Raw genomic sequence first — 2207 nt, forward strand, 5'->3', positions numbered from 1 at the left:
CTTTTAGTATTGGCTTTTGTCCAATGGTTAATGAAATTTGTTTAGCTTCAACATTCCCCGATAGTTCATCTTTAAAAGTTCCGGGGTGTTTAATTTCTGGAGCGTTTAAAACACTTTCAATTCGTTGATAGGATGCCGTTGCCTGTGCAATGACATTACTCATAAAGCCGATAACCAAAATTGGGAAAATAATCAGTGATAAATAACTGCTGAAGGCGGTAAATTCCCCTAAAGTCATGCTATCAGTAATCACGAAATGACCTCCTAGTACCAGGATGGATAATCCGGCCAGGTTAGCGACGAAAACAATTATTGGAATTAAACCTGCAAACAAACGAAGAATAGACAATCCTAAATCTCTGGCCTTTGCATTTGCATCTAAAAATTTTTGATATTCAAGCTGTTGCGAATTAATTACCCGAATAATTGCTGAGCCTAGAATGCTTTCGCTGATTACCTTGTTTAACCAGTCGATAACTTCACGGCTTTTGATAAACAATACCCTTACTTTTTTCAACACGAAGAAAAATGCCCCTCCAATAATCGGAACGATCGCGATAATACAAAGAGCAAGTTTCCAATTAATCATGAGTAGCAAAATGCTGGCGCCAACAATTAGAAATATCGATGATGCCAGAGAAACAATCGCCTGCGAAACGAAGAGCTTAATAGAATCAGCATCGGAAGTAAGGTTGGTAAGTAGTTTTGATGGGTTAGCCTGAATGATGTAGGCGTGGCTCTGACGCGAAATCTGGTCTGATAATTTGGTTCTTAGATCTCTAGCTACACGCTCGGATGCGTAGGTTTGCACAATGCTTTGCAAATAAGTAAAAATAAAAACCAGGACAATTGCTAAAGCAAACTGAACTAAGATTGAATTTAAATCAAAAGTTTTGTTGGTATATGAATCAATTCCGTGGGCAATGATTTTGGGTAATAACAGATTTATGCCATTACTTAATAGAGCGAACAAAATCAATAAAAAAATTAAGCCTTTATAAGATGCAAGCAAGCTAAAAACACTTGGTTTTTTAGCTTCTTTGGGTTTTGCCATGTGATGATACGAGCTTTGTAAACATCAAATTTAACCCAATTATCTGATAGATCGGAGGTTTATTTTCATTTATTAATCATAAATGGAAAGATGACGCAGATTGAAAACACCCTAACAACCTTGATAACAATTAACACCTTTTCATTATCAGGAAACCAGAAAAGCATTGCCTCAATTTGCACAAGCCTTTGTTAATAAACGGGATGGCAGCGATATCCTTTTATTGGATTTTTAAAAGTTACTACCTCTATCAAGACAAAGCCTTCTAGAATGAGAAACTTTTCCAATAAAAGATTTAGCGAACAGCCCGACTGAACCAAACGATGTAATGATGCAGCATCTTTCCAAATAATTTAAAAATAGATTACGGGCAAACATTGCTACCTTTGCACCATAACCATTGAAGAAAATGGTTCCCATAAGATGATTGAAATAGGAAAATACAACGAATTAAGGGTTTTAAGCAAAACTGAGTCTGGTTTAAATCTAACTGATGGCGATAAATTGGTCATTTTACCATACCAATATGTACCGAAAGGCCTGGAGATTGGCGATAACGTAAATGTTTTTGTTTACATCCAGAAAGATGGCAGGCTAACCGGAACAACGCAAAAAGCGTATGCCGAAATTGGAGATTTTGCGTTTTTAAAAGTAGTTTCAGATGGAGACGATGGCGTTTTCATGGATTTAGGTATTGATAAAGATGTTTACGTACCTGCTAAAGAGCAAAAAAGGCCTATGCAAAAAGGCTACAAATATGTAGTGTATTTGTATCTGGATGAAAATAACGACCGCTTGCTGGCTTCATCTAAATTATACGATTTTGTTGAAGAGGAAGATTTTGATTTTGAGGAAGGTGACGAGGTGAGTTTGTTGATTACAGAAGAAACTGACTTAGGTTTTAATGCGATTATTAACAATACTTATATTGGCCTGCTTTACCACAATGAGGTTTTTGATAACATTCAAATTGGTGATCAACGTAAAGGATGGATTAAAAAAATCCGCGTAGAAGGCAAAATTGATCTGACTTTACAACCCAGCGGTTATGGCCACATTTTAGATTCTAAAGAAATGATCATGGCAGAGCTGAAAAAAAGCGGTGGTGTGATTGAATTAGGCGACAAAAGCTCCCCTGAAGAAATTTATCATC

The 2207-nt window shown here is 36.4% G+C and carries 2 protein-coding genes; one reads left to right on the forward strand and one right to left on the reverse strand.

Annotation, left to right across the window (positions count from 1 at the left end; translation table 11 throughout):
* Positions 1 to 1054, reverse strand: a 1054-nt coding sequence (locus ON09_RS23445; RefSeq protein WP_010603506.1) for an ABC transporter transmembrane domain-containing protein, incomplete at its 3' end; no start/stop codon positions are given.
* Positions 1055 to 1477: 423 nt separating this feature from the next.
* Here ON09_RS23445 and ON09_RS23450 point away from each other — a divergent pair.
* Positions 1478 to 2207, forward strand: a 730-nt coding sequence (locus ON09_RS23450) for a CvfB family protein (protein ID WP_010603507.1), incomplete at its 3' end; no start/stop codon positions are given.

Source organism: Pedobacter agri PB92, assembly GCF_000258495.1.
Classification (GTDB): domain Bacteria; phylum Bacteroidota; class Bacteroidia; order Sphingobacteriales; family Sphingobacteriaceae; genus Pedobacter; species Pedobacter agri.